The 24173-nt window shown below is 68.8% G+C and carries 23 protein-coding genes; 18 read left to right on the plus strand and 5 right to left on the minus strand.

All coding sequences use genetic code 11. From position 1 onward, the window contains the following. Positions 1-100: 100 nt before the first annotated feature. Entirely contained in the window at positions 101-2260 is a 2160-nt protein-coding gene (locus ABZX92_RS02275; RefSeq protein WP_355552721.1) for a hypothetical protein, read from the plus strand. Between the two features lie 127 nt (positions 2261-2387). On the opposite strand, the gene ABZX92_RS02280 is transcribed toward ABZX92_RS02275, so the two are convergent. Both ABZX92_RS02280 and ABZX92_RS02285 read right to left on the minus strand, forming a co-directional pair. Further along, positions 2388-3425 (minus strand): PQQ-dependent sugar dehydrogenase, encoded by a 1038-nt coding sequence (locus ABZX92_RS02280; protein WP_355552724.1) that lies wholly within the window; start codon positions 3423-3425, stop codon positions 2388-2390. A 182-nt stretch (positions 3426-3607) separates the two neighbouring features. Further along, a complete protein-coding gene (locus ABZX92_RS02285) occupies positions 3608-4615 on the minus strand; it encodes a PQQ-dependent sugar dehydrogenase (protein WP_355552727.1) in 1008 nt (335 codons plus the stop codon). A gap of 269 nt (positions 4616-4884) precedes the next feature. Between ABZX92_RS02285 and pqqA the strand changes: the two genes are divergently transcribed. The 15 genes from pqqA to ABZX92_RS02360 all read left to right on the plus strand — a co-directional run bounded on the left by pqqA (position 4885) and on the right by ABZX92_RS02360 (position 17932). Beyond that, on the plus strand, positions 4885-5007 hold the full coding sequence (gene pqqA / locus ABZX92_RS02290) for a pyrroloquinoline quinone precursor peptide PqqA (RefSeq protein WP_355552730.1): 123 nt from the start codon (positions 4885-4887) through the stop codon (positions 5005-5007). Between the two features lie 96 nt (positions 5008-5103). Then, complete coding sequence (gene pqqC / locus ABZX92_RS02295; RefSeq protein WP_355552733.1) at positions 5104-5799, plus strand: pyrroloquinoline-quinone synthase PqqC; 696 nt, start codon at positions 5104-5106, stop codon at positions 5797-5799. Beyond that, on the plus strand, positions 5796-6074 hold the full coding sequence (pqqD, locus tag ABZX92_RS02300; protein ID WP_355552735.1) for a pyrroloquinoline quinone biosynthesis peptide chaperone PqqD: 279 nt from the start codon (positions 5796-5798) through the stop codon (positions 6072-6074). Before pqqC ends, pqqD begins: the two co-directional genes overlap by 4 nt. Beyond that, positions 6067-7146: a pyrroloquinoline quinone biosynthesis protein PqqE gene (gene pqqE, locus ABZX92_RS02305; protein WP_355552738.1), complete on the plus strand. Its 1080-nt coding sequence runs from the start codon at positions 6067-6069 to the stop codon at positions 7144-7146. Before pqqD ends, pqqE begins: the two co-directional genes overlap by 8 nt. Beyond that, complete coding sequence (gene pqqB / locus ABZX92_RS02310) at positions 7143-8024, plus strand: pyrroloquinoline quinone biosynthesis protein PqqB (protein WP_355552741.1); 882 nt, start codon at positions 7143-7145, stop codon at positions 8022-8024. The genes pqqE and pqqB overlap by 4 nt, the downstream gene beginning before the upstream one ends. 139 nt (positions 8025-8163) lie before the next feature. Beyond that, complete coding sequence (locus ABZX92_RS02315) at positions 8164-8982, plus strand: hypothetical protein (protein WP_355552744.1); 819 nt, start codon at positions 8164-8166, stop codon at positions 8980-8982. Further along, positions 8979-9911, plus strand: a complete 933-nt coding sequence (locus ABZX92_RS02320) for a polysaccharide deacetylase family protein (protein ID WP_355552747.1) — start codon at positions 8979-8981, stop codon at positions 9909-9911. Before ABZX92_RS02315 ends, ABZX92_RS02320 begins: the two co-directional genes overlap by 4 nt. 13 nt (positions 9912-9924) lie before the next feature. Then, positions 9925-11091: an O-antigen ligase family protein gene (locus tag ABZX92_RS02325; RefSeq protein WP_355552750.1), complete on the plus strand. Its 1167-nt coding sequence runs from the start codon at positions 9925-9927 to the stop codon at positions 11089-11091. Continuing rightward, positions 11066-12127: a glycosyltransferase gene (locus ABZX92_RS02330; RefSeq protein WP_355552753.1), complete on the plus strand. Its 1062-nt coding sequence runs from the start codon at positions 11066-11068 to the stop codon at positions 12125-12127. The genes ABZX92_RS02325 and ABZX92_RS02330 overlap by 26 nt, the downstream gene beginning before the upstream one ends. Beyond that, positions 12124-12993 (plus strand): hypothetical protein, encoded by an 870-nt coding sequence (locus ABZX92_RS02335; protein WP_355552756.1) that lies wholly within the window; start codon positions 12124-12126, stop codon positions 12991-12993. Before ABZX92_RS02330 ends, ABZX92_RS02335 begins: the two co-directional genes overlap by 4 nt. Next, positions 12990-13184, plus strand: coding sequence for a hypothetical protein (locus tag ABZX92_RS02340; protein ID WP_355552759.1), 195 nt, complete (start codon positions 12990-12992; stop codon positions 13182-13184). Before ABZX92_RS02335 ends, ABZX92_RS02340 begins: the two co-directional genes overlap by 4 nt. Further along, a complete protein-coding gene (locus ABZX92_RS02345; RefSeq protein WP_355552762.1) occupies positions 13181-14413 on the plus strand; it encodes a glycosyltransferase 87 family protein in 1233 nt (410 codons plus the stop codon). Before ABZX92_RS02340 ends, ABZX92_RS02345 begins: the two co-directional genes overlap by 4 nt. Continuing rightward, positions 14410-15813, plus strand: coding sequence for an oligosaccharide flippase family protein (locus ABZX92_RS02350; RefSeq protein ID WP_355552765.1), 1404 nt, complete (start codon positions 14410-14412; stop codon positions 15811-15813). The genes ABZX92_RS02345 and ABZX92_RS02350 overlap by 4 nt, the downstream gene beginning before the upstream one ends. Positions 15814-15824: 11 nt before the next feature. Continuing rightward, the gene (locus ABZX92_RS02355) at positions 15825-16880 is read left to right on the plus strand and encodes a glycosyltransferase (protein WP_355552768.1); all 1056 of its coding nucleotides are present in this window, start codon (positions 15825-15827) and stop codon (positions 16878-16880) included. Next, positions 16877-17932 (plus strand): glycosyltransferase family 4 protein, encoded by a 1056-nt coding sequence (locus ABZX92_RS02360; RefSeq protein WP_355552771.1) that lies wholly within the window; start codon positions 16877-16879, stop codon positions 17930-17932. Before ABZX92_RS02355 ends, ABZX92_RS02360 begins: the two co-directional genes overlap by 4 nt. Here ABZX92_RS02360 and ABZX92_RS02365 read toward each other — a convergent pair. Together ABZX92_RS02365 and ABZX92_RS02370 are read right to left on the minus strand one after the other, a co-directional pair. Then, positions 17877-19292 (minus strand): putative glycoside hydrolase family 15 protein, encoded by a 1416-nt coding sequence (locus ABZX92_RS02365; RefSeq protein ID WP_355552774.1) that lies wholly within the window; start codon positions 19290-19292, stop codon positions 17877-17879. The two genes, ABZX92_RS02360 and ABZX92_RS02365, sit on opposite strands and share 56 nt — an antisense overlap. Further along, positions 19271-20683, minus strand: a complete 1413-nt coding sequence (locus ABZX92_RS02370; RefSeq protein WP_355552777.1) for an exopolysaccharide biosynthesis polyprenyl glycosylphosphotransferase — start codon at positions 20681-20683, stop codon at positions 19271-19273. Before ABZX92_RS02370 ends, ABZX92_RS02365 begins: the two co-directional genes overlap by 22 nt. Before the next feature lie 268 nt (positions 20684-20951). Here ABZX92_RS02370 and ABZX92_RS02375 point away from each other — a divergent pair, with 268 nt between their 5' ends. Both ABZX92_RS02375 and ABZX92_RS02380 read left to right on the plus strand, forming a co-directional pair. Next, complete coding sequence (locus tag ABZX92_RS02375; protein ID WP_355552780.1) at positions 20952-21788, plus strand: glycosyltransferase; 837 nt, start codon at positions 20952-20954, stop codon at positions 21786-21788. Beyond that, on the plus strand, positions 21788-23068 hold the full coding sequence (locus ABZX92_RS02380; protein WP_355552783.1) for an FAD-dependent oxidoreductase: 1281 nt from the start codon (positions 21788-21790) through the stop codon (positions 23066-23068). Before ABZX92_RS02375 ends, ABZX92_RS02380 begins: the two co-directional genes overlap by 1 nt. Here ABZX92_RS02380 and wecB read toward each other — a convergent pair. Next, positions 22957-24087 (minus strand): UDP-N-acetylglucosamine 2-epimerase (non-hydrolyzing), encoded by a 1131-nt coding sequence (gene wecB / locus ABZX92_RS02385; RefSeq protein WP_355552785.1) that lies wholly within the window; start codon positions 24085-24087, stop codon positions 22957-22959. The two genes, ABZX92_RS02380 and wecB, sit on opposite strands and share 112 nt — an antisense overlap. Positions 24088-24173 lie beyond the last annotated feature (86 nt).

The raw sequence follows: 24173 nt of genomic DNA on the forward strand, positions 1-24173 counted from the left end.
CGCAACGGGCTGAGCCATTCAGAGGATCTTTGCGGCTATCCGCCCACCGCCACTTTACGGACGTGCCACGGTGCGTGAGTCGAGTTTCTAGGGGGGAAACATGACTCGCGTCCGAGCCTTGGTGGCCGCCGCCCTGCTCGTCCTGCTCGTCAGCGCGACACCACTCGCGCCCGCGCAGGCTCAGTCGGCGAAGCGGTGCGCCGACATGTTCAACATCACGAAGCCGGTGCCCGCGAGGAACCAGCTGCCCGGCTTCGGCAACGGAGTCCCGCCGCCCGGCAAGGGCGGGCGCTACAACTACGAGAACCCCGGTGAGAACGCGCGGGGACTCAAGCTGCCGGACGACCCGGACGAGCTGCCCGGCTACGGCGTCGACACCACCGGGAAGACGCCCGGCACCAAGGAACACGCGTACGCGGCGTGGAACCGGTACGTCGCGCGCAAGCAGAAGGAGCTCGACGACTGGAACGCCAACCCGGTCGGGAAGAAGCCCAGCGCGCAGCTCGCGTACGGTCGCTGGCTCAACAGCTACATCCCCAACATGGGCAACGACTTCAAGGGCACGAGCTTCGAGAAGTTCATCACCGAGGAGATCGGGCTCGGCGGGAACGACTGGATCTGCCAGGACCAGCTCCGCGACGCTCAGGGCAAGCCGGTGGCCGGTCGCTTCTACGACGCGATCAACCACAAAGAGAAGATCATCTACGAGTTCAAGGCCGGCAAGACGATCGACCCGGTGCAGCTGGCCAAGGACGCGCAGTTCGCGAAGCAGCACGGCTACCGCATCCAGTACCTCTTCGGCCAGCAGCCCAGCAAGAAGACGATCGAGGCGATCAAGGCCGCTGGCCTGGAGGAGCCACAGGTCCGCAAGGCCAAGGGAGTCGGGACGATTCCGGTCAAGCCGACCCCTGGCCCGTCGACGAAGTTGTTGAACCCCAACCCGAACGTGCCGGCCAAGGGCGCCGCGAACGACATGTTCGACCGGGCCGGCCGCAACCCGGCCGAGGCGAGGTCGGTGCAGGACGCGGACGACGACTTCCAGCGGCGGTCCGCCAGGCCGGACGGCAAGGTGGACGGGGCGCCGCGCAGGCCGGGCGGCATCGACTTCTCCACGATGGAACTGCGGTATCTCTCCGACTCACCGGACGGCGTGCAGTACGCGTTCGAGGCCGACGACAACCTCGACGAGGAGGAGAACCCTTCATCCGGCGGACTCGAGACCGCCGAGCTGACGTCCGACGCGCTGTTCACCTGGCTCGCGCTGCCGGTGCAGTCGTTCTGGGTCAACCTGAACCCGGACCAGCCGGACAAGATCGTCGACCCGCAGCTCGCCAAGACCGATGCGGGACGTGTGCTGCTGCAGGCGGACCTGCGGATGAAGCGCACGATGTCCAAGATCATGGTGCCGGACAACCCGGTAGGCAAGCGGTTCTGGGACTCGTTGCAGCACGTCAACGGAGCGCCTTGCTGGGTCAGCCACCGCGTGTGGGCGGAGGCGGCACCGGCATCGGTGCGGGAGAGCGGCGGTGAGCTCTACATCCTCGACGCGCCGCTGAAGATCCAGGCGGAGCCGCTGGTGATCACCACGCCGTCGGGACCGCCGTGCACGCAGCCGAAAGCCGTGCAGGAGCACAACTTCGACCTGATCAAGACGATCATCATCCCCGAGGTGGAGAAGGCGGTGAACACCGCGCCGGAGTACCAGGACCTGCGCAGCGTCTACCACAGCCGGGTCGCCGCCGAGTGGATCAGGCAGCGCAACGAGCTCAGGCCCGGTGCGTACGCGAAGATCATCGGCAGCGGCAACGCCGACCAGTGGCCCGCGCGCACGCCCTGGAAGCCGGAGGACGTCTTCACCGAGTACCTGAAGTCGTACAAGGAAGGCGACTTCAAGTTCGAGCGGAAGTACGAACAGGACGGTGAGGAACTGATCTTCACCTTCCACCTCGGTGGCGTCATCCTCGACAAGGCACCGAAGACGCCGATGCCCGAGGCGCAGTTCACCCAGCAGTACCCGACGTTGCCCGACACGGTGGCCGACTCGCGCGACGAGGCGATCACCTACGAGGACACCGACGTGAGCTGGCTCGGCGGTGACAACAACGAGCTCAAGCAGCAGCCGAACCCGCCCCAGGCGCCACAGGCGCCGAAGCCGCCGCTGGCCGTCACCGGCGCCACGCCGCTCGGCCTGCTCGCCCTAGGCGTGCTGCTCGTCTTGAGCGGCACCACGCTGGTGGCCTGGAAGCGCCGCCGAGCGTAACCACAACCAACACCACCGGTCACCCATCCGTGTTTGCTGACCGCACGCGGGGACCCCGCGTACCGCCGAAGTGACCGCTGAGGATCCCTGCGTGCGGATCAAGCAGCGCTCGATCGGGTGGCTGGCTTTAGCCGTCGGTGGAGAGGATGCGGTCGTCGGTGGCGCCCGGTGAGCCGTTGTTGTCCTGGTTGGACGTGCTCAGCCACAACGTGCCGTCCGGGGCTGCGGCGACGGCGCGGACGCGGCCGTAGCCGGTGAAGACGGACTGCGGAGTGCCGAGCGAGGTGCCGTTCACCGGGATCTTCCACACGCGCTTGCCGGTGACCGCGCCGATGTACAGCGCGCCCTTGTACAGCGCGATGCCGGTCGGGCCGGCCTCCTTGTTGCTCCACGTCTTGACCGGGTTGGTCATCCCGGCGACGTTGCAGGTTCCTTCACAGGTGGGCCAGCCGTAGTTCTTGCCGGCCTCGATCTTGTTGAGCTCGTCGGTCTTCGCGTCGCCGAACTCGGTGGCGTACGCGGTGGTGCCGATCCAGGTGATGCCCTGGACGTTGCGGTGCCCGATCGAGTAGACGATGCTGCCGGCGCGAGGGTTGCCGGCCGCGGGCTTGCCCGCGGTGTCGAAGCGGAGAACCTTGCCGCCCAACGAGTTCCAGTTCTGGGCGTTCGGCTTGTTCTGGCCGTCACCCGTGGTCGCCCACAGGTAGCCGTCCGGACCGAACTCCAGGCCACCGCCGTTGTGGTAGGTGTTCTTCGGAATTCCGGTGACGATCGGCTCCGGCGTGCCACCGATCTTCATCTTGGCGACGCGGTTGTCGTTCGCCGTGGAGTAGTAGATGAAGACCGTGTTGTCGGTCGCGAAGGACTTCGACAGGGCGAGACCGAGCAGGCCTCCTTCACCACCGGTTCCCTGGGCCTGTTCCACGGTGTCCAGCGTGGTCACGGTGGTGCCCTTGATCTTCTTGATCTTCTTGGTGTCCCGCTCGGTGAAGATGCCGCTGCCGTCCGGCGCGAACTCGATGTCCCACGGGATGTCGAGCTTCGTGGCGAGGGTCCGCACGGCCTGGGCGCTCGGCCCGTCCTGGGCGGAAGCGCCGGGGATGAAGCACAGGGATGCGGTCACAGCAGTACAGGCTGCCGCCACCGCGATACGACGAGCACGCATGTGTGCTCTCCTTTGGGTCCGCTCGTTTTTTAGTCTGCGGCGGCGGGGTTGCAGGGCGTATTTACCCAATCACACATCGGAGTAACCCACAACGGTCATCGGATGTCTCAGAGACGTCCCTCGCCTCCGAGCGGGTGAGGCGAGGGACGTTCTCAACTACCCGAGGTAGCCGAGCTTCCTGATCAGCTGCCGTCGGCGATGTGAATGCCGCCGGGCGTGATCACCCAGAGTGAACCGTCGGGACCCGCGACCTCGTCCCGCGTGCGGCCGAGGTTGGTGTAGATCTTGCCGCCGTTGCCGCTGGTGTCGAGCTTGTACGTGCCGCCCTTCAACGACGCCATGTACAGCGACCCCTTGTAGGTCGTGAGGCCCGACGGAGTGGCGGACGAGGTCGGCCACTGCTTGACCGGGTTGGTCATGCCGGCGGTGTTGCAGGAGCCCTCGCACTTCGGCCAGCCGTAGTTCTTGCCGGCCTCGATCTTGTTGAGCTCGTCGACCTTGCTGGCGCCGATGTCGGAGACGTAGAGCTGGCTGCCGACCCAGGTCAGGCCCTGCACGTTGCGGTGGCCGTAGGAGTAGACGAGCGAGTTGAACGGGTTGCCGGGCGCGGCCTTGCCGTCCTTGGTCACGCGCAGGACCTTGCCGCCCAGGGAGTTCTTGTTCTGCGCGTTGTCACCGTTCTGACCGTCGCCGGTGCCGGCGTAGAGGAAGCCGTCCGGACCGAACTTGATGCGGCCGCCGTGGTGGAACTGGTCGCCGCGCGGAATTCCGGTGACGATGGGCTTCGGGGCGGCGTCACCGATCTTCCAGGTGCCGATCCGGTTGTCGGAACCGGTGGTGTAGTAGAGGAACAGCGTCTTGTCCGCGGCGTACGAGGGCGACACCGCGATGCCGAGCAGGCCGGCTTCCTTCGTCACCGAGACGCCGGGGATGTCCCCGACCTTCGTGACCTTGCCGTCCTTGGTGATGGTGGAGACGGTCTTGGCGTCCTTCTGCGTGAAGACGCCGGTGCCGTCCGGCAGGAAGTCGATGCTCCAGGCCTGCTTGAGGCCACTGGCGATGGTCTTCACGGCCATCGTGCCGACTTCACCACTCTGTGCGCCGCTCTCGGTCGCGGACGCCAGCGTGCCGCTGGACAGTCCCACCGCAAGTGCGAGGACGCCGACGTAAGCACTTCGACGAGCATCCATTGTGCTGACCCCTCAACTTTCGCGTCGTGCGGCGACGGCGAGCCCGAATCGGAGTTTTCGGACTTGGGGGCCTCTCGATACAACCACGGTGCGTAGTCGGGAACGCATCCGCCAACCGGGTCACCCATCCGATGACTTTAGGTAACTTTATGTACGGTCTAGACCTTGACCGGTGAGAAGACATACCGTGTGGTTCGCCGCCGCGCCCCACGGAAGTGCCGCGCGCCCAGTCGTTTGGGCTCGCAGCTCAAGACCCGAGGAGTTGCGCCATGAACGTTGTCGTCACCACCACCGAGCAGAAGCTTCCCGAGGTCAAGCGCGAGTGGGTCAAGCCCGACTTCCGCGACTTCGAGACGCCGATGGAGGTCACCGCCTACGCGGCTCGCAGCTGACGTCGGCTTTCGCCGGGGTTCCTGGTCACGGCCAGGAACCCCGGCACCACAACGCCTCGCCGCGTGTCTTCCTGGTTGACCGAGGAGTGTCCGCCCATGTCTGCCGTGCCCGCCGAGGAGTTCGTCGCCGAGCTCCGCGCCCTCGCCCCCCGGTACTGGGACAGCCATCCGTTCCACCTGCGCATGCACGCGGGCCAGCTGAGCAAGCACGAACTGCAGGCGTGGGCCGCGAACCGCTGGTACTACCAGCGTTGCATCGCGCAGAAGGACGCCGCGATCCTCTCCAACTGCCCGTTGCCGGAGATCCGCCGCCAGTGGCGGGAGCGGATCATCTGGCACGACGGCACGCAGCCGGGTGAGGGCGGCGCCGAGAACTGGATCCGCCTCGCGGAAGCCGTTGGGCTGACGCGGGAAGAGGTGCTCGACGAACGCCATGTGCTGCCTGGCACGAGGTTCGCGGTCGACGCCTACGTGAACTTCGCGCGCACGCAACCGTGGGTCATCGGGATCGCGTCCGGTCTGACCGAGATGTTCTCCGGTGCGTTGATGCGCAAGCGTTTGGCAGCTCTGCGGGAGCAGTACCCGTGGATCGCCGAGGAGGGCTTCGCCTACTTCACCAACCGCATCCAGGCGGTCGCCGGTGAGGGACGGGCCACTTTGGACATCGTGGTCGAGCACTCGCTGACCAGGGAGCAGCAGCTGGCGGCGGTCGCGGCGCTGTCGTTCAAGTGCGACGTGCTGCGGGCCGTGCTGGACGCCGTCGACTACTACTCGGGCAAGGGCAAGCCGTGACGTCCGTGGTCGCGCTGGACGCCGTGCCGTACATCAGGCGCGGCGTGAAGTGCACTTACGACCAGATTCGCGAGTCGCACGTCGTGTTGTTCCCCGAGGGTGTGCTCGTGTTGAACGAGACGGCTGCTTCCGTGGTGGCGCTTTGTGATGGCGTGCGGTCGGTCGGGGAGATCGCGTTGTCGTTGGGCGATGTGTACGCGGGCGTGGAGCCGGAGGACATCGCCGAACTGGTGGCACGACTCGTTGAGCGGAGGGTGGTGGACGTCAATGGCTGAGGCACCTTTCGGCCTGCTGGCCGAGCTGACGCACCGATGCCCGTTGCAGTGCGGCTACTGCTCGAACCCTCTGGAGCTGGTGAAGCGCAACGCCGAGCTGGACACCGAGTCGTGGCGCCGGGTTTTCGACCAGGCGCGGGCGTTGGGCGCGCTGCAGATCCATCTGTCCGGCGGCGAACCGTTGCTGCGACCGGACCTGCCCGAGCTGGTGGTGCACGCGAACAGCCTCGGCTGTTACGTCAACCTGGTCACGTCGGGAGTGGGGCTCTCGCGGGACCGGTTGCGGGACCTGGCTGCGCGCGGTGTCGACCACGTGCAGCTCTCCCTGCAGGACGCGACCCGTGAGGGCAACGACCGGATCGCGGGCATCAAGGCGTTCGACCGGAAGGTGGAGGCCGCCGCGTACATCCGCGAAGAAGGCCTGCCGCTCACCGTCAACACGGTGCTGCACCGGCAGAACCTCGACAACATCGCGGGGATCATCGCGATGGCCGAGGAGATGGGCGCGGAACGGCTGGAGCTGGCCAACACCCAGTACTACGGCTGGGCTCTGCGCAACCGGGCCGTGCTGCTGCCCACCCGCGAACAGCTTTCGGTGGCGGATCCGATCGTCGCCGCGGCGCAGGAACGTCTGCGCGGGCGGATGGAGATCGTCTACGTCATCGCGGACTACCACGAGGCTCACCCGAAGCCGTGCATGTACGGGTGGGGCGCGCGGCAGCTGACCGTGGCACCGAACGGCGACGTGCTCCCCTGTCCGGCCGCCACGGTGATCTCGTCGCTGAAGATCGAGAACGTGCAGGACTCGTCGTTGCACGACATCTGGCACAACTCGTCGTCGTTCAACGCATTCCGCGGCTTCGAGTGGATGAAGGACCCGTGCCGCTCGTGCCCGCGCAAGGAGATCGACTTCGGCGGGTGCCGGTGTCAGGCGTTCCAGCTGACCGGTGATGCCGCGAACACCGACCCGGTGTGCTCGTTGTCCCCTGATAGGTCCACTGTGGACCTGATTCTGGAGACCGAGATGATGCCTTCGGTCGTGCCCGCGATGGCCATGAGGAAGATGAGTTGAAAGCGGTTCTGCTCGGTACGACGGCCGGTGGCGGTTTCCCGCAGTGGAACTGCGCGTGCGGTCTGTGTGTGCGTGCTCGTTCCGGTTCGTTGCCGGCGCGGTCGCAGGACTGCCTGGCGATCAGCGGCAACGGCACGGACTGGTGGCTCGTCAACGCGTCGCCGGACATCCGCACGCAGATCGCCGGCTGTTCCTCGTTGAACCCCGGTCCTGGGCCGCGGGACACGCCTCTGCGCGGCGCTTTGTTCACCGATGCCGAGCTGGACCACACGCTGGGACTGCTGACGTTGCGTGGCGGGGCCGGGTTGACGGTGTGGGCGCCGGGGACGGTGCTGCACGCGCTGCAGGACCAGTTCGACCTGCGCACGGTGATCGACGGGTATGCGCCCGTGACGTGGCGGCAGGTCGAGCCGGACCAGGCGTTCGACGTCGGCGGGCTGCAGGTTTCCGCGATCCCGATCAGCGGCAAACGGCCGAAGTACGCCCGTTCGTCCACTGTGGATGGTCATTGGGTGGTCGCGTACCGCTTCTACGATCCGGTGACCGGCGGTGTGCTGGTCTACGCGCCGTGCCTGGCGTCGTGGCCGGATGGTTTCGACGACGTCGTGGCCGAGGCGGACTGCGTGCTGCTCGACGGCACGTTCTACGCGGCGTCGGAGATGGGATCGGCGACCGGCAGCTCGTCCGGCCAGGCCGCGATGGGCCACCTGCCGATCACCGCGAGCCTGCCCGAGTTGCGGCGGTTCCCCGAAGTTCGGCGGATCTACACGCACCTCAACAACACGAACCCGGTGCTGGATCCAGAGTCGCCGGAAGCTCTGAAGCTGCGCGAGGCCGGCGTCGAGGTGCCCTTGGACGGCACGGTCATCGAACTCTGATCACTCTTTCGAGTAGCTTTTCTCCTCTTTAGAGCGAATATCCAACCGGTAATTCTTGCTATGAGTTGTTGATATCCCTCTAATGGGGATCGCCCTCGCGGCTCCGTATTCTTCGGAGCCTTGACGAGGGAGGTCCTGCGTGTCCGGATACCTTGAGCTCGTTGTCTCCACCACGCTCTACGGCCTGGGCATCGTGGCCCAGACGGTGGCGGCGCAGCGGGCGGACCGGCGGCCCGGAACCGGGATGGGCCTGCTCGCGCGACTGGCCAAGGACCGTCTTTACCTGTTCGGTTTCGCGGGCCAGGTGGGTGGTTTCGGGTTCGCTTTTCTCGCGCGCGCCGAGCTGCCGCTGTACTTGGTGCAGGCGGGTTCTTCGTGTGCCGTCGGACTGGCCACGACGTTCGGCCTGCTGGTGCTGAAGTGGCACGTGCGGCCGGTCGAGATCGCGGTGCTGGTCATGATGGCGGCCGGGCTCGTCCTGCTGGTCACCGCGTCGGAGCCGTCGGTCGCGAAGGACATCCCGACCGTGCCCGGGCTCATCCTGCTCGGCCTGCCGCTGCTGGTGGTCGTGTTCGGGACGAGGGCCCTGCAGAACCCCGTGATGGTCTCGGTGCTCGCCGGGACCGCGTTCGCAGTGGTGGCGATCATCGGCCGCGCGATCGCGGACTCGTCGCTGGTGGACCTCCTGCTGAACCCGTTGACCTGGTTGATGGTCGTGGCGGCGTTGATCGGCCAGTCGCGCCTCGCGGTGGCGTTGCAGCGCGGCACGGCCACGTCGTCGGTGGCGGCGATGGACGCGACGACGGTGGTGCTCACGTCGATCGTCGGCATCGGGATGCTCGGCGACCGGATCACGCCGGGCTGGGAGTGGGCGGTCGGGTTCGGGATGACGCTCGTGGTCGCCGGAGTGCTGACCTTGGGTGTGCCCAGCCAGGTGGCCGCTGGAGCGACCACGTGAGAACCGCGAGCGTGTCGCTGGACCTGGACAACCTGTGGGCCTATCTGAAGACCCACGGCGACCCCAGCTGGGAGAGCCGGCCGAGTTTTCTCTCTGCCGCGGTGCCGCGGTTGCTGGACGTCTTCGGTGAACATCAGCTCACCACAACGGTTTTCGTCGTCGGGGCGGATGCCGAGCGCGACGATGGAGCACAGGCCGTTCGTGATGTCGTGGCGGCGGGGCACGAGGTGGCGAACCACTCGTGGGGGCACGAACCCTGGCTGCACCGGTACTCCCGGACCGAGCTGGAAGCCGAGCTGACCAGGGCTGAGGACGCTCTCGTCGCCGCTGGTGCGCCACGGCCCGTCGGGTTTCGCGGTCCTGGGTACAGCGTCACGCCTGACTTGCTGGAGATTCTGGCTTCGCGTGGTTATCGCTACGACGCGAGCACGTTGCCGACCTGGATCGGGCCGCTGGCTCGGGCTTATCACAACCGCACGGCACCTGGTGATGCTGCATCGGAGCTGTTCGGCGGCTTCGGCAAGGTGCGCTCGCCGAACGTGCCGTTCCGGTGGGGTGCCACCGGTCTGGTCGAACTGCCGGTGACCACGATGCCGTTGCTGCGAGTGCCGATCCACGGCGCGTACTTGTTGCAGCTGCACCAGATCTCGCCGCGGCTGGCGCGTGGGTACTTCCGCGCCGCTCTGCGGTTGTGCTTGCTGACCAGCACCGCGCCGTCGTTGCTGCTGCACCCGACCGATGTGCTGAGCGGTGCCGAGGCGCCGGGGATGGAGTTCTTCCCGGGCATGGCGGTGCCGGGTGCGCAGAAGGTGGCGTTGCTCGGCTGGGTGCTTTCGCTGCTGCGGCGGCATTTCGACGTGGTCGGCACCGGTGAGCACGTCGATCGGTTGTCCTTGCTCCGCGAACGCCGGACGGAGCTGTGCGGATGACAGGGCTGTTCAAATGACAGTGCTGCTGCGCGTGCTCGCGTGCGCGACGGTTCTGCTGGCTCCGCTGGAGGGCTACCTGCAGGAGGTGCACCCGCACCTCGCCAAGGTGGCGCCGGGGCTGCTGATCGTGTCGTGGGTCGCGCAACGTGTACGTCAGCGTCGTTGGCCCGCACCGCATCCGTTGCACGCGTTGCTGGCTCTGTTCGGCGTGGTGCTGCTCGCGTCGTCGGCCGTGCACGCCGGTGATCCGTTCACGCTGGACTACGCCCAGCGGTTCCTGCCGTTCCTGGTGATCACCGCCGTGCTGGTCGACGTCGTGGCGCGTGAGGTGCCGGTGCGGGCGGTGCTCGGGGCTGCCGTCGGTGGCGCCTTGTTCGCGGCTTTGGGTGCGTTGTACAGCCTTGTGTTCGAGGGTGAGCCACGGGCGACCGGTCCGCTGGAGGACCCGAACGACCTCGCCTACTTCTTGGTGGTGGCACTGCCGTTGCTGATCGCGTTGCCGGCGCGGAAGTTCCTGCTGCCGGTGGGCGCGGTGCTGGCGGCTGGTGCGGCTGCCACGTTCTCGCGTGGCGGTGGGATCGCGCTGGCGCTGGCCGCGGTGTGGCTGGTGGCGCGGCGCGGGGTGTCGATGCGCGCGGTGGCGGCGACAGTGGGTGGGCTCGCGGTGATCGGGCTCGGTGCCGTGTTGTTCGCGGGGCCGGTGCTGGACCGGGCGCTCGACGAGAAGAAGTACATCGCCGCGACCAATGTGGACACTCGTGAGCTGCGCTGGCAGGCCGCCGCCCGGATGCTGGCGGCGAATCCCGCGTTCGGTGTGGGCCCTGGTGGGTTCCGCAGTTCTTATGCCGCCGCGTCGCGCAACGCCGAGATCGACGAGCAGCAGCCGGTGGCGCACAACATCTACTTGGAGATCGGCGCGGAGCTGGGCCTGCCCGGTCTCGCCTGTTTCCTCGGCGCGGTCGCGCTGGCGTTCGTGGCAACGGAACGCGTGCTGCGGGTGAGCTCCGATCGGCGGCCGATGCTCGCCGTTCAGGCCTCGCTGATCGCCGCGCTGACCGCGTCGACCTTTCTTTCCGAGCAGTACTACCTGCCGATCTGGTCGCTGGTCGCGGTGGCGATCGCGGCTCAGGTGCGTGTTGAGGAGCGTGAGCGCGATGCGTGTGTTGCACGTCATCAGTGAGATGGGTGCGGGAGGGGCCGAAGCCGTCGTCGCGGGCATGGTGCGGTCCGGCTCCGACTTCGGCTGGGAGTCGGGGGTCGCGAGCGGGGGCGGGCATCGAGCCGAAGCCTTGCGCGCACAGGGCTTCTCGACTTCGTTCGTTCCTGTGGTGCGACGTCGGGCCGTTGGCGTGCTTCGAGCCGTTTCCGCCTTGCGGTCGGCGGTTCGTGCCTTCGCGCCGGACGTCTTGGTGGCGCACAACGTCTCCGCGTCGCTGGTGGCTCGGCTGGCAGCGCGGGGAAGGCCCGTGGTGACCGTGTTCCACGGCGTTGCCGAGGCGGATCTTTCCGGTGCCGCGCGGGTGTTGCGGCGCACCTCGCGCGCGGTGGTGGCGGTGTCGTCGGCCAGCGCGGATCGGTTGCGGGTCGGTGGTCTGGCGGTCGAGGTGATCCCGAACGCGGTGTTCGCGGAACCGCCGCGGGTGCCACGGGCCGCGGTGCGCGGGGTGCTCGGCATCGGCGCCGACGTGCCGGTGGCGTTGTGCCCGGCCCGCCTCGAACCGCAGAAGCGGCACGACGTGTTGCTGGAGGCGTGGACCAGGGTCGCGGGCGCCGTGCTGCTGCTGGCCGGCGACGGCAGCCTCCGCTCGGACCTCGAACACCGCGCCTCGGAACTCGGGGTGGCAGACCGCGTGCGCTTCCTCGGCACCCGCTGCGACGTCCCGGATCTGCTGGAGGCGGCAGACGTGGTCGTGCTGACCAGTGACTGGGAGGGCATGCCGATCGCGGTGTTGGAGTCCCTGGCTGCCGGACGTCCGGTCGTGGCGTCCGATGTGGACGGTGTGCGCGAGGTCCTGTCCGGTGGCGGCGGCGTGCTCGTGCCCCGTCGCTCACCCGAGGCGACGGCGACCGCGCTGGCCTCGTTCCTGTTCGACGCGCGGGCGTGCGCCTCTGCCGGTGCGGCCGGCCAGGCCGCCGTCGAGCGCGACCACGACCCGCACACCTTCATGAAGTCCTACGACGAACTGCTCCGAACCTATGTGGGAGAACGACGGTGAACAAGCGCACGCTGCTGGAGGCGACGGCGGTGGCGCTGGTCGTCGCGGTGCTCGTGCTGGCGGTGACCTCCTTGCGCGGCGAGCAGTACGAATCGCGCGTCGCCGTGCTCGCCGTGCCCTCCGCCCAGACCGACTCCGCCGCCCAGTACGGCGAAGTCGCGTCCTTGGCGATGCCGGCGATCGTCCAGCTGGTGCACAGCCCGACCGTCCTGGACGCCGCCGCAGCCGCCTCGGGCAGCACCACGAGTGAGATCGCTTCAGGTGTGGGCGTGGAGCTCATTCCCGCGTCCGGCCTGGCGCGGCTGTCCGTGCGCACGGGTTCGGCTGCCTCCGCGTCGGCCGCCGTGACCGCCGTGGCCAAGGCCGTGGCGGACGCCAACCTCCTCGCTCCAGCCGGCCGGTTGCGCGTGCTGGACGAACGCCCCGACACCACCCGTGTCGCTCCGGACTGGAAGCTGGCGGCGGGACTGGCTCTGGCCGCCGCACTGGCCGCGGGCATCGCCGCCGCCGCGGTCCGGACGTTGCGACGCCCCCGCACGGGAGAGGCCGCCGTGCGCGCTGCTGTTGCCGCAGCTGGGGTGCGCCATCCGGTGGCGCTGGTCCGCGAGGACGACCCGGACGTGCTCGACCGGCTGACCGCGTTGTGCGTGGCGGCCGCGCGGCCGGTACGGGTGATTCCGGCGGACCACGGCCTCACCGCGCAGGCCGAGTCGCTCGCGGACTCCTTGCCGGACAAGGCAGGCGAGCCCGGTGACGGCACTGCGGTGATCGCGGTCGCCGACGCGGAGAGCGAGCCGGGTGATCTGGCCGCGGCGCTGGCGGTGCTGCCCGCGTCCGCGGTGCTGGTGGCGGTGGTGCTGACGTGACCGCCGAAACCGAAGAGGTGCCGGAAGACTTCGTCGACATCTCGATCGTGCCGCCCACGCTGTTGGTGTCGGTGTGGGCGCCGCCCAGCAACGGGATGAGGCCCCTGGCGGTCCCGCCCGCAGCAGGGATCAGCGAGGCAGGGCGGACTCTCGCCGTCCCCTCCTCCCTGGTCGCGGAGGCACTCGCGTGATCACCACGACGAAGCCCGACACCCGCGCGATCATCACCGTCGCGGTCGCCGTCCTCGGTGCGCTCAGTGCGGCTCGTGCGCTCCGCCCGTCCTGGGAGGTCCCCAGCCCCACCGAGGCCAACCTCGCCGAGGAGCGGCTGCAGGACTTCCGGGACGCGACCTACTTCCCGATCCGCGAGTTCCTGGCGGGCGGCAACCCGTACGACCCGGCGGCGATGTTCGACCACTGGCCGGTGCGGCAGAACTTCAACCTCTACCAGCCGTACCACCTGGTGCTGCACCTGCCGTTCGCGTTGCCCGACTACCGGATCGGCGCGATCGCGTTCACGCTGGCATCGCTCCTCCTGTTGACCGTGCTGGGTTTGCTGGCCGCGCGCCAGGCGAAGCTGCCGCTCGTGCTCGGCACCGTGGTGATCGGCGCGCTGCTGGTGACGAGCCAGGTGGGCAAGGCGCAGCTGTACGTCGGGCAGGTCAACCCCCTGATCGCGGTGGGTGCGGCGGCGGCGTTGACGGCGCGGTCCAGCCATCCGCGGGTGGCGGCGCTCGGGCTGGCGGTGGCCTGGTTGAAGCCGCAGTTCGGGTTGCCCCTCGCCGTGCTGCTGTACGCGCGTGGGTCGCGCAGGGTCGCGACAGGCGGCACGGCCATCGCGGCGATCGCGAGTTTGCCCGTGGTGGGACTGCTCATCTTCCGCGGTGGTGGGGTCGGGGCCTTCCTCGACGTGATCAAGGCGAACCTCGCGCACGCCAGCCACACGGACTACGGTGCGGTCGACTCCCTCGCCGCACAACGGGTCGACGTCGCGGCGGTGTTCTTCCGAAGCACTGGCTGGCTGCCCCCCGCGGCCGAACTGCTGGCGCTGCTGGGAGTGCTCGCCGCGACCGCGTTGCTCGCGCGGAAGCTCGACCGCGGCGACGAGGACAGCCGTTCGGTGGCGGACCTGATCACCTGCGTCGGTGCGGTGGTGGCGTTGGTGCACCAGCCCGGCGACGTGCTGATCGCGGTGCCCGCCATGGCCGCGGTCGCGGTGGTGTGCTGGCGGCGCCGGAAGGACTGGCAGCTCACCGGCGCGGCACTGCTCGCGCTCGCGGTTCCGTTCGTGCACCTGTACTTCGTCAACAGCGCGATCGTCGGACTGTTCGGGAGCCGGACGGACGTGACGGTGGACGGCGTGGCGATCGTGGTGGCGTGGGTGCTGCTGGTGGTCGTAGCGGCCAGGAAACGCGCGTGACGAACCAGGTCGGCGCGCGGGCGGTCCGGGGGTCGTTGTGGCTCTTCGCGGTCAACGTGATCAGCAAGGGCTGCCAGGTAGCGGTCACGCTGGTGCTCGCGGCGCTGCTCACCGAGGACGGCCTCGGCGCGGTGTCGATCGTGGTGTCGCTGGTCAACATCGGCCAGGTCGTGCAGTCCGCCGGCGTCTACGACGTGATCAGCCGGACGAACCGCGATCCACAACGGCTCGCCGGCACGGTGCTCACGATGAGCATCGCCGGTGGCACGGCACTGGCCGCGGCCCTCCTGCTCACCGCAGACCCGATAGCAGCAGCTCTGGGCACACCCGCGCACCTCATCAGGATCGCCGCGCTCAGTCTGCCGTTCACCGCGGTCGGCGGCGTGCAGATGGCGGTGATGCACCGCGAGCTGAACTTCCAGAAGCGCATGCTGCCCGACGCGGGCGGGATGGTGCTGGGCGCGGGAGTCACGATCGCGCTGGCGGCAACGAACGTCGGTCCACTCGCGATGGCGGTCGGACTGCTGTGCACGGCCGTCGCCCAACCGGTGCTCGCAGTAGTGGCAGGCGCACGAGTACGCCCGCGCTGGGACAGGGCCGACGCGAGAGAAGCCCTGGGCTGGACGGCCGTCGTCGGTCCGGGAGCCGTCGTCGCCACCCTGCTGATCAACGTCGACTACCTGACGATCGGGCACGTGCTCGGCCCGTCGGCGGTCGGTGTGTACTCGCTCGCCTTCCGCATCGCCTGGATGCCGTACATCCTCGTGGCGGTCGTGCTGGGCGGCGTGCTGTTCCCGGTCTGCACCGAGCTGGTCCGAAGTGGACAGACGGTGTCCGGAGCCTTGCTGAGGTTCACCAAGGCGACGCTGCTGATCACCGGCGGCCTCTACACCGTCACCGCGCTGCTCGCGGACCACATCGTGCTGTTCGGTGAGCGCTGGGCGCCCGCGGCACCGGTGCTGGCAGCGTTGTGCGGCTACGGACTCGGGCTCGGCCTGCTGCACACGTGGTACCAGGTCATCCGCGCCGCCGGGCACGCCCGCTGGTACCTGGCGCTCGAGGTCACGCATCTGGCCGCACTGCTGACAGCGCTGGCGCTGACCACACGACACGGCGTGCTGGCCGTGGCTGGAGCCCAGGCGGCGATCGTCTGGCTGCTCGTCCCGCTCACGTGGTGGGTGCTGACGAAGCACGGACTCGCCTTCCCGCTGGCAGAACTGGCCCGCACGGTGGCCGGCCTGCTCGCCGGTGCCGTGGCCTGTGCCTTCGTCGTACAGGTCCTGCCGGCTGACGGAATCGCCGGCGCGGTGCTCTGCGGCCTCGTGCTGCTCGGCGTCTACGCGGCGATCGTGCTGCCCCTCAACCGCGAAGCCGTCCGGGAACTGCGAGGAAACCTGTGAAGGTCGTGCACGTGACGCAACCGGTCGAGGCCGGCGTCGCGAAGGTCGTGCTGGATCTGGTGAACGCACAACGGGCCGTGGGCTGGGACGTGCACGTGATCTGTCCCCCGGACGGTTGGCTACCCGACCAGCTGAACGAGATCCATCCGTGGCGAGCCTCCCGCTCCCCGAAAACGGCCCTGCGAGAAACGTGGCGGCTGCGGAAACTCCTGCGCGAGCTGCGTCCTGACGTCGTGCACCTGCACAGCTCCAAGGCCGGGCTCACCGGCAGGCTGGCGATCCGCGGGAGGACTCCGACGATCTTCCAGCCGCACCTGTGGTCGTTCCGCCTCTCCGACGGCCTGCTGCAGAAGGCTTGCACTCACTGGGAAGCCTTCGCCTCCAGGTGGACGCACCAGCTGGTGTGCGTGAGCGACGACGAGCTCGAATCCGGCCGCCGAGCAGGGGTGACCGCGCCGGCCGAAGTCGTGTGCAACGGCGTCGACACGGCGAAACTCCGCCCCACGGACCGCACCACCGCACGACGCCGACTGAACCTCGCGGAACGACCGACCGCGGTGTGCGTCGGCAGGCTGGCACCTCAGAAGGGCCAGGACCTCCTGCTCGCCGCGTGGCCTGCCGTGCTCGCAGACGTCCCGGACGCGCAGCTCGTCCTGGTCGGCGACGGTCCGATGAGGACGGTCTGGCAGCAGGGTCAGCGGGCAGTGCTGTGGTGGGGCCACAGCGACGACGTCGAGTCGTTCTACGCGGCAGCTGACGTCGTCGTGCTGCCGTCGCGCGCCGAGGGCATGGCCCTGGTGCCGCTGGAAGCCATGGCCTGCGGACGTTCCGTGGTCGCGTTCAACGTGGACGGCGTCAAGCAGAGCCTCGGGCCGGCAGGCGTCGTCGTGCCGGAAGAGGACATCACCGCCCTCGGACGAGAGCTCAGCGCACGCCTCGCCTACCCGTCGCTGGCGGATCACGAAGGCCTCACGGGACGGCGGCGCGCCGAGACGTTGTTCGACCGGGGCCGCATGACCGACCAGATCATCACGCTCACCGAGAAGCTCGAAGGAGAAGCCCGATGAGGGTCGCGTTCCTGCTCACCCAGGACCGGGGCGGCCCGGTCGACGTCACCGTCCGGCTCGCCGCCGCGCTGCAGGCCTCCACCGAGGTCAGGGTGTTCGGCCCGAAACCGGCCAGGGACGCGCATCTGATCGACCACCAGGAGATCTCCGTGCCCCGCAAGGGAGATCTCAAGGCGAGCCGCGAGGCACGTGCGGCGATCAAGGCCTGGCGACCGGACGTGGTGCACGCACAGGACCGCCGCAGCGGACTCGTGTGCGCCGGTCTGGGCGACATCCCGGTCGTGCACACCTATCACGGCGTACCGGACGACGTGAGCGAACAGTGGTTCCGCGCCGCAAGGCCGCCCAGGCCGTCGATGTACACGATGACCGTGCTGGCCGCGGACGCCCTGGTCGCACGCAGGGTCGCCCGCACGATCGTCCCGGCACCGGCGATGGGCAGGTTCCTCCGCGAACGGCTGCGCGTGCCGGCCCAACGGATCACGCACATCGACAACTGCGTCACGATCGGCGACGCCGAGCCTCCCACCACCCCGGTGCGGCGACTGCTGTTCGTCGGCCTGCTCACCGAACGCAAGGGCTTGCCCGTCCTGCTGGAGGCCCTGCGCGGCGCACTGCCCCGCGACGTGACGCTCACCGTGGCAGGCGACGGCCCACTCCGCGCCAAGTGCGAAGAGCTCGCCCAAGGCCTGCCCGTCGAGTTCCTCGGCTTCCGCACCGACGTGCCCGAACTGATCGGCAAGCACGACGCGTTGGTGTTGCCGTCCACAATGGAGCAGCAGCCGCTGGTGATCGCCGAGGCCATGGCCGCCGGAAAGCCGGTGGTGGCAACGGACACCGGCGGCGTGGCGGACATGCTCGACGTGCCGGGCACCGCACTCCGCCTCGCCGCCCCGAACAACCCGGCGTCACTCGCCAAGCAGCTGCGCGCGCTCTTCGCTGATCCGGATCCCGCCATCACAGGCCGGTTGCTGGCGAAGAACGCCCGCGAGCGCTTCAGCTCGGAAGTGTGTGCTCAGCGCCACCTGGAGCTGTACCGGGAGCTGAGCTAGCCGGCTTGGGAGGAATCGGCGGCAGTGGCTTGGTCGTGGTCGTCGGCGGGGTGATCGGCACCGTCGGCGGCTTGATCGGCGGCGACGTCGGCCCGGCCTTCGGCTTCACCAGCACCTTCGCGTCCGCACCGGCCAGCTCGAACGGCAGCGTCGGCGCCACCCCGTTGATGTCGACCAGCCCGGCCGGCGGCGTCACCTGGACCGCGGTGCTCGTCGGGTTCACCACCACCCACCCGTTGCTGTACGCACGCGTCCACAACCCGTTGGGCATCCGGTTCGCCGCCTCGACCGCCTCTCCCAGCCCCGCCTCCTGGTACTGCGACCACGAGGGGTTCTTGTAGTCGGGCGACGCGCCGTTCCAGCACGTGTACGGACCCGCGAGCAGCGCTGCCGTCGCATATCCGACCCGTTCCTCGCGCGGGCTCGCGGTGTGGGTGACCAGCAGCAGCCACGACTCGCCGAGCGCTGCCTGCGCGCGCAGCTCCTTGAACTCGTTGCCGCGGAACGTGAGCAGCTCGGCGCCGCCGCCGTCGTCGCGCAGCCCGAAGTTCTCCTCCATCGCGCCGTCGTAGCGGGAGTGCGCGGTCCACCGGCCGGGCCGCAGGTGCGACTCGGACACGTTGGGCACCAGCATCTTCCCGGCCTTCTGCAGCTCGTCGCCCGCGATGCCGAGGAACGAGTCGTAGCCGTCGCGCAGCAGCCGGTCGGTGGCCTCGACGTCCGCGGTGCCCTTGAGCACGGCCGGGGAGTAGAACCGCAGTGAGCTGAAGTCGTTGTCCGCCAGCACTCCGTCCCAGCCCTCGCGGACGACCTCGTCGACCACCGACTTCGTCCAGGCGCGCTGGTAGGCCTCGGTCCACACCGTCATCTGCCAGTGCTTCTCGTAGCCGGCCCACTCGATCCGCTTGTCCGCGGTGTCGAGGGCGAACCAGTCAGGGTGGGCCTTCTCGGTGGCCGCGAACCCCAGCCCGGTCGGCAGGTACGTCGCGTCGACGCCGTTGTCGACGGTTCCCGGGTAGTTGCGCGTGCTGGAGAAGTCTTTGTACACCAGCACTTTCACCTTGGGGTTCAGCTGGCGCAGACGACGCAACGCCCCCGTCTCCCACGCGTTGAGCACCACCAGGCTGTAGTGCTCCGCGGCGAACTTGAGCTGCAACGACGTCGGCTTCGCGCCGATGCCGTACCACCAGGCGCACGGCGCGAGGGGTTTCGGGTGAGGACCGCTGACGATCGAGGGATCCGGCGGCGCGAGGCTGTCCTGCGCGGCCCTGTCGGAGACCGGCAGGTAGGTGCACGCGCTCGCGGTGAACACGAGCAGCACCGCCAGCAGACGACCCGTCAGCGATTCCTTCGGCAACACAGCTCACCCACCGTCAAGAGCACGATTTTGACGTCCAGCCACAGCGACCAATTTGCGATGTAGTAGTTGTCGTACCGAGATCTGTCCACGATCGAGGTGTCCCCTCTCAATCCGTGGACCTGGGCGAGCCCGGTCAATCCGGTGGGTACCCGATGGCGCGCCCAGTATAGTTCGTGGATCGCCGAGAACTGGCGAACGAAACCCGGCCTTTCGGGGCGTGGCCCGACAATGCACATGTCGCCGCGCAACACGTTCCACAGCTGCGGGAGTTCGTCGAGCGAGGTTCTGCGCAGGAACGCGCCGACCGGCCCGACCCGCGAGTCGCCCTCGACCGACCACCGGACGTCCGAGTCGTCGAGGCCCGTCTGCCGGACGCTGCGCAGCTTGAGGATCACGAACTTCCGGTCGTCCATGCCGACGCGGACCTGCCGGAAGATGATCGGCCGGCCGCTCTCGAACAGCACCGCCAGTGCGCACAACGCGATGACCGGCGAGAGCAGGACGAGGGCCAGCAACGCCAGCGACCGCTCCACGAACCGCTTGATCCACCAGGTCGGCCTCATCGTCGGTGCCGTGCTCAGCCGCAGCAACGGGTAGCTGCGCAGCCGTTCGACGTCCGGCCCGTCCTGGTGCAGCTCGAACATCCGCGGCACGACGAGCGTCGAACACCCGAGCCGGTGCGCGGTGACGGCCGCGTCGACCAGCGGTGAGTCGACGGCGTGCGAGAACGCGATCACCACCGTGCCGACGCCGAGCCGTTCGATCGCCGTGGCCAGGTCCTCGTGCAGCAGATCGACGGGCAGCTTCCGGTCGCTCAACGGCTCCGGGTCGATGAACCCGACGGGACGCAGGCCGTACTCGGGGTGGCGCAGCATGACCTCGGCGAGGTCCGTGCCGACCTGACCGGCGCCGATCACGATGGCCCTGTCGCAGCGGTCGAACCGACGCCGGCACCACCTGCCGAACCAGAACACCACCAGCCGGATCGGCTCGCCCACGACCGTGAACGCCACCGCGCCCGCCAGGAGCTGCGGAAACACCTCCGGCTCCCACCCTGCCGCCAACGCCGCGACACTCACGACGGCGAACGCGATCGCCGTCGTCGCGAGCGAGCGCGGCAGGTCGTACAGCCACGACAGCATCAGGCGCCGGCGGTAGATCCGCCCCGACGCCCTGGTGCCCAGCAACGCGCACGACAGCACGAACGCCCACCCGGCCGGCACGCCGGACTTGGACGTCATCACGAGCAGTGCCGCCGCATCCACCAGGACGAGCAACACCGCCACTCCGTTGACCCGGCCGAGCAAGCCGCGCGGACGCACCTCGTCACGCACCGGCGCCATCGGCGCCGTCAGCTCGCCGGCGAACCACTCTTCCAGGGGAAGACCCACCCTTGACCCCGCCTCAGCGCTTTGTCTCATTCGAGATCACCCGATCGAGATCATCTGGGAGGAAAATGTTCCGAGAATGACGGCAGCGAGCCCCGTCGTCACCCGTTCGAGGAACACTTGTACCCCTTTCGAATTACATCCGGAATCAGTTCGGCCTTCCGCTCCCCTGTTGCCGAGCAGAAGTCAGCCAGGGGTGGCCCGAAATTTACTGCCGGGCGTGCGAATAATTCTCGCCGCCGCTCTGAGACAACTTGAAATGGGGTGCCGCATGACAGTCGACGGACGTGAGGTCCGCACCTCGCCGACGCCCGGCCCAAGACCCGCGACGGCGATCGCGACCCCGGTCCGGGGGCGCGCGCACTTCGTGCTGCCCGCGTACAACGAGGCCGCCTCGCTCCCGTCGTTGCTGCGCCGCATCGCCGACGTGGCCCGCACCGAGCAGATCACCGTGTGGGTCGTCGACGACGGGTCTTCGGACGGAACGGGCGACGTGGTGGAGGGCCTGACCGACCTGGCAGGGCTCGACGTCCGGCTGGTCCGCCACCCGGTGAACCTCGGCCTCGGTCAAGCCGTCCAAACAGGACTGAGGACCGCGCTCGGCGACGCCGGCGAGGACGACTTCATCGTCGTCATGGACGCCGACGACACGCACGACCCCGCGCTCGTCACCAGGCTGGGCAACGAGATCCTGGCCGGCGCCGACGTGGTGATCTGCTCCCGGTTCGTCGCCGGTGGTGACGACAAGACCGCCCCGCTGTTCCGCCGGATGCTCTCGCGCGGCGCCGCCGTGCTGTTCCGCCGCGTGCTCGGGCTGGTCGACGTGCACGACTTCACCAGCGGGTTCCGCGCCTACCGGGTCAGCCTGCTCACCCGCGCTTCGAGGCACTGGGGCGAGCGGCTGGTCGAGGAACGCGGGTTCGCCTGCATGGTCGAGCTCCTGCTGAAGCTCCGGCACTGCCACCCGGTGATCACCGAGGTGCCGCTGGAGCTGCAGTACGACCGCAAGCAGGGCCCGAGCAAGCTCAAGCTGCGCCGCACGATCGTGCAGTACGTCCGGCTGCTCGCGCGGGATCGGCTCACGCCCGCGCCGTACCGGGAGCTGTGATGCGCACGGTCGTCATCGGCGGTGGCATCTGCGGTCTCGCGGTCGCACACCGCCTGGCCCGTTCGGGCGTCGACGTCACGTTGCTCGAAGCGTCCGGCCAGCTCGGCGGGCTCGGCACGTTCTTCCCGTGGCGCGACAGGTGGGTCGAGCGGTTCTACCACTGCGTCATGCCGACGGACGAGAACCTGTTGCCGCTGCTGGGAGAGCTCGGGCTGGGCGACGACGTCCGCTGGGAGCGCACCAGCATGGGCATGATCGTCGACGGCCGGCACTACCCGTTCAACTCAGGCCTGGACCTCCTGCGGTTCACCGCATTGGGTGTTGCCGACCGGATCAGGTTCGGCGTGATCTCGGTGCTGCTGCGCCGGTTGGGCAAGGGCAAGGACCTCGACAACCTGCGCACCGAGGACTGGTTGCGCGGTCTGTACGGCGACAAGGTGTGGGAGAACCTCTTCGCGCCGCTGTTCGGGTCGAAGTTCGGCGCGGCGTTCGGCGACGTGCCCGCGCTGTACCTGTGGCAGCGCCTGGGCCGCGAACGCAACGTCGCCGTGCGCGGGTACCCGGCCGGTGGGTACAAGTCGATCATCGACGCGCTGAGGGCCTCGATCGAGTCGCACGGCGGGATCGTGCGGACGTCGGCTCCGGTCAGGGTGTTGCGGGACGGCGAGGTCGAGCTCGACGGCGAGACGATCAGGGCCGACCGGATCGTGTCCACGTTGCCGCTGCCGGCGTTGCGCCAGGTGGCAGACCCCGAGCTGGCGCCGTTGCTGCCGTCGGTGAACCTGCGCTACCAGGGCGTCGTGAACGCGCTCTTCGTGCTGCGCAAGCCGTTGTCCGGGCACTACTGGACGCCGGTGCTGCGGTCGGGCACCGAGTTCGACGGCGTGGTCGAGATGTCGCCGCTGACCGGACCGGTCGACGGGCGGCACCTCGCGTACGTCATGCGCTACACCGGCCGGGACTCCGAGCTGTTCGCCGAGGACGAGAGCGCCATCGCGGCCAGGTGGACCGATCAGCTGCGGTCACTGCACCCCGGCGCGGACGTCGAGGAGGTGCACGTCTTCCGCGCGCCGTTCGTGGAACCCGTGTACCCGGTGGGATATCTGGCGTCGAAGCCTGAGGTGGAGGTGGCGGGCACGTCGCTGCTGCTCGCCACCACCGCCCACGTCTACCCCTCGGTGACGAGCTGGAACTCGAGCGTCGGGCTGGCCAACCGGGTGTCGGAGACCATCCTGCGCACGGCGGCCTCGATGAGCCCGGACGGCGAACCGGTGCCGTAGGGCGACGGGATCTCCGCCAGCCGGGCGCGGTGCCCGCTCACGTCGTCGAGCCAGCGCAGCACCTCGGTCCGCACTCGGGGACCGGGCGGCACGAGCGTGCCGAACGTGCCCTCGATCTCGGGCCGTTCGGTGCTGCGGCGGACCACGACGACCGGCCGCTTGAGGACGCTGACCTCCTCCTGCACACCGCCGGAGTCGGACACGAGCACCGCGGACCAGCGCGCCAGCGAGAGGAAGTCCTTGTAGGACTGGGGTTCGATCACCCGCAGCCGGGTGAGCAGGTGGTCGAGCCCGAACGCGGCCACCTGCTTCGCGGTCCGCGGGTGCAGCGGCAGCACGACCGGCAGCGGCAGCCTGGCGAGCTCGGTGAGGATCGTCTCCAGGTTGTCCCTCTGGTCGACGTTCTCCGGCCGGTGCACGGTGGCGAGCACGTAGTCGTCCTGCTGGAGCCCGAGCTCGTCGATCAGCTGTGCCGACTCGTCCTGGCTCGGCAGCGCTTCCTCCAGCGCCTCCACGACGGTGTTGCCGGTGACCGTGATCCGGTCCGCCGCAACACCTTCCGCGACCAGGTTGGCGAAGTTGATCGACGTCGGCGCGCAGCAGAGGTCGGCGAGGTGGTCGATGGCGACCCGGTTGTGCTCCTCCGGCATGGCCCGGTCGTAGCTGCGCAGGCCGGCCTCGACGTGCACCAGCGGCAGGTCGTTCGCGTTGGCGGCCAAGCCACCCGCGAGCGCGGATGTCGTGTCACCCTGCACGATCACCACATCGGGTGGTTCTTGGACGAAGTGCGCGTCGAGTGCCGCGACCGCGTTGCCCAGCTGCGCACCTCGGCGTCCGCCACCCAGGCCGAGCTCGACGAAGCTGCCGGGTTCCGCGATGCCCTGCCGGATGCGCGCGTACATCGCGCGGTCGTAATGCTGTCCTGTGTAGACGACGGCTGCCTCTTCGCCGAACCGGCGGATGAGCGGAGCGAGCTTGATCAGTTCCGGCCGCGTGCCGCACACCAACGTGATTCTCACCGGCCGCACCCTAGGACCAGGCACGGAATTTCCGTTGGCGTGTCAGTCGATCGGGTGAGTCGCGGCTGGAGTGGTGCCGGAAATTG

This window comes from Lentzea sp. NPDC006480 (genome assembly GCF_040611995.1).
In the GTDB taxonomy this organism is placed as follows: Bacteria; Actinomycetota; Actinomycetes; order Mycobacteriales; family Pseudonocardiaceae; genus Lentzea.